Origin of the sequence: Novosphingobium piscinae (assembly GCF_014230355.1) — a bacterium.
Taxonomy (GTDB): Bacteria; Pseudomonadota; Alphaproteobacteria; order Sphingomonadales; family Sphingomonadaceae; genus Novosphingobium; species Novosphingobium piscinae.
Genome location: NZ_JACLAX010000041.1, coordinates 1 through 3,580, shown reverse-complemented (window position 1 = coordinate 3,580; position 3,580 = coordinate 1). Strand labels below are relative to the sequence as shown.

Below are 3,580 nucleotides of genomic sequence, written 5' to 3'. Positions count from 1 at the left end.
GATGGAAGAGGCCGGCATCCGCGTCAGCCCCTCGCCCTCGCTGCTCGGCGAAACCCTCGCCGAGGTGCTCAAGACCCGCGTCTGACCGGCCACAGGCGGGGCGGCCCGGCCGTCCCGCCCGGGCCGCCCGAATGGCGAGGATGTCGGGCGGTTTGCTACGAGTTAATACGGTTCCCGCGGGAAGGTCAGGCTAACCATACCGCTGCTAGGGCCGAGGGCACCATGACCAGGCCCCGCCCGCCGGGACCATTCTGACAGGCCGGCCGCTCCTCCCCGGGATGGCCGGATGCCGAGGCGACAATGCCCCGATCGGGGCCAAGGATGAGTGCTATGGGCCAGGAAATGCACGATTTTCTCCCGGATATGGGCCAGGATGAACCGCAGGCCGGGCCCAGCTGGGCGCGCGGCAACTGGCCGCAGGTGGGCGGCAGCGCGGAAGACGAGCTGACCCAGGCGCTCGACCCGCTGGCGCTGCGCGAGGCGATCAAGCAGAGCGCGGCCAAGGCCGGCGCCACCGCCGGGCTCGACGAGACCGCGGTCCAGGGCATGATCGCCGACAGCTTCCGCGCGATCCTGCTGATCCGCACCTACCGCGTGCGCGGGCACCTTGCCGCCGATCTCGATCCGCTCGGCCTGTCGAAGCGCGACCTGCCGGCCGACCTGACCCCCGAGTATCACGGCTTCACCGCCGCCGATTTCGACCGCCGGATCTTCCTCGGCGGCTATCTCGGCGTGCAGTGGGCAACGCTGCGCGAGATCGTCGCCACGCTGCGCCGCAACTACTGCGGCAAGGTCGGCCTCGAGTACATGCACATCACCGACCTGGAGGAGCGCCGCTTCCTGCAGGAGCGGATGGAGGGCGCCGACAAGACCATCGACTTCACCCCCGAGGGCAAGAAGGCGATCCTCGCCGCCGTGGTGCGCGGCGAGCAGTACGAGAAGTTCCTCGGCAAGAAGTATGTCGGCACCAAGCGCTTCGGCCTCGACGGCGGCGAATCCATGATCCCGGCGCTGGAGGCGGTGATCAAGTACGGCGGCCAGCGCGGCGTGCGCGAGATCGTCTACGGCATGGCCCACCGCGGCCGCCTCAACGTTCTCGCGAACGTGATGGGCAAGCCCTACAAGGTGATCTTCCACGAGTTCTCGGGCGGCACCGCCAACCCCGACGACGTGGGCGGCTCGGGTGACGTCAAGTATCACCTCGGCACCTCGACCGACCGCGAGTTCGACGGGATCAAGGTGCACATGAGCCTGATGCCGAACCCCAGCCATCTCGAGACCGTGGACCCGGTGGTGCTGGGCAAGGTGCGTGCCTACCAGCGCTTCCACGACGATATCGGCCCGGGCAAGCACAAGCAGGTGCTGCCGGTGCTGATCCACGGCGACGCGGCCTTCGCTGGCCAGGGCATCGTCTGGGAATGCTTCGGCTTTTCCGGCGTGAAGGGCTACAACACCGGCGGTTGCATCCATTTCGTGATCAACAACCAGATCGGCTTCACCACCAGCCCGCAGTTCTCGCGCGGTTCGCCCTACCCCTCGGACGTCGCCAAGGGCGTCCAGGCGCCGATCATCCACGTCAACGGCGATGATCCGGAAGCGGTGACCTTCGCCTGCAAGCTGGCGGTCGACTATCGCCAGACCTTCGGCCGCGACGTGGTGGTCGACATGTGGTGCTACCGCCGCTTCGGTCATAACGAGGGCGACGAGCCCGGTTTCACCCAGCCGCTGATGTACGCCAAGATCCGCCAGCATCCGCCGGTCAGCCAGATCTACGCCGGCCGCCTCAAGGCCGAGGGCGTGGTCGACGAGGCCTTCCTCGCCGAGACCGAAGGCGCCTTCGTCGGCCTGCTCGAGGAGCACTTCTCCGCCGCCAAGGACTACAAGGCCAACGAGGCCGACTGGTTCGGCGGGCGCTGGAGCGGGTTCAACAAGCCGGCCGATCCGGAAACCGCGCGCCGCAACGTCTCGACCGGGATCGAGGCCAAGCTGTTCGACAGCCTCGGCCGCACCCTCACCACGGTGCCCGAGGGCCTGACGATCCACAAGACGCTGGGCCGCGTGCTCGACGCCAAGCGCGAGATGTTCAGCACCGGCGAAGGGTTCGACTGGGCGACCGGCGAGGCGCTGGCCTATGGGTCGCTGCTGTCGGAAGGCTATGCGGTGCGCCTGTCGGGCCAGGATTCGGGCCGCGGCACCTTCAGCCAGCGCCACGCGGTGTGGGTCGACCAGACCGACGAGCGCAAGTACGTGCCGCTCGCCACGGTGCCGCACGGGCGCTTCGAGGTCCACGACAGCCCGCTGTCCGAATACGGCGTGCTCGGCTTCGAATACGGCTATGCCAGCGCCGACCCGAAGACCCTGGTGCTGTGGGAAGCGCAGTTCGGCGATTTCGCCAATGGCGCCCAGATCATGATCGACCAGTACGTCGCGGCCTCGGAGGCCAAGTGGCTGCGCGCCAACGGGCTCGTCATGCTGCTGCCGCACGGTTACGAGGGTCAGGGCCCCGAGCACTCCTCGGCCCGGCTCGAGCGGTTCCTGCAGCTTTGCGCGCAGGACAACATGCAGGTGTGCAACATCACCACCCCGGCGAACTACTTCCACGTGCTGCGCCGGCAGATGCACCGCCCGTTCCGCAAGCCGCTGATCATCATGACGCCCAAGAGCCTGCTGCGGCACCCGCTGGCCAAGTCGCGCGCCGCCGATTTCCAGGGCGAGAGCCACTTCATGCGGATCCTGTCGGACCTCAAGCCGGCCCCGGACGCCGAGACCCGGCGCCTGGTGCTGTGCTCGGGCAAGGTCGCCTACGACCTGTTCGAGGCGCGCGACGCGGCCGGGATCACCGATACCCAGATCGTGCGGATCGAGCAGTTCTACCCCTTCCCGGGCGACGCGCTGGCCACCCGCATCGCGCGGATGACCAAGCTCGAGGACGTGGTGTGGTGCCAGGAAGAGCCCCGCAACAACGGCGGCTGGTTCTTCGTCGAGCCGCTGATCGAGGAGGCGCTCGCCGCCGCCAAGTGCAAGGTGCAGCGGCCGCGCTATGCCGGCCGCACCGCCAGCGCCTCGCCGGCGACGGGCATCGCCAAGCGCCACACCGCCGAGCAGACCGCGCTGGTCAGCAATGCCCTGGGGCTCTCGGTGCGCGGCGAGATCCGGCGCAAGGCAAAATCATAGGATACCATCGCCCGCTCACCCTGAGCCTGTCGAAGGGTGAGTCACGCGGGCTTCGACAGGCTCAGCCCGAGCGGGCTTGGTGCAATGGGAACGGACAAGATGGCGATTGAAGTGAAGGTGCCCGTCCTGGGCGAATCGGTGAACGAGGCGACGATCGGCCAGTGGCTCAAGCAGCCGGGCGAGCCGGTGAAGCTGGACGAGCCGATCGCCAGCCTCGAGACCGACAAGGTCGCGATCGACGTCAACGCCCCGGCTGCCGGGGTGATGGGCCAGCAGCTGTTCCAGGTGGGCGACAACGTCTCGGTCGGCGCGCTGCTGGCGATGATCGAGGACGGCGCGGCCGCGGCGGCTCCGGCCGCCGCCCCGGCGGCTGCCGCGCCGGCCCCCGCTCCGGCCGCGGCCCCTG

At 68.7% G+C, this 3,580-nt stretch carries 2 protein-coding genes; both read left to right on the top strand.

Annotated features, from left to right (window positions below; translation table 11 throughout):
- Window positions 1-330 precede the first annotated feature (330 nt).
- Window positions 331-3,174, top strand: a complete 2,844-nt coding sequence (locus H7F53_RS17500; RefSeq protein ID WP_185680800.1) for a 2-oxoglutarate dehydrogenase E1 component — start codon at window positions 331-333, stop codon at window positions 3,172-3,174.
- A 99-nt stretch (window positions 3,175-3,273) separates the two neighbouring features.
- On the top strand, window positions 3,274-3,580 hold a 307-nt coding region (locus tag H7F53_RS17495; RefSeq protein WP_343062140.1), incomplete at its 3' end, for a biotin/lipoyl-containing protein.

Excerpts from the sequence above, each read along its gene's own strand:
- H7F53_RS17500 (WP_185680800.1), top strand. The coding sequence starts at position 331 with ATGGGCCAGGAAATGCACGATTTTCTCCCGGATATGGGCCAGGATGAA.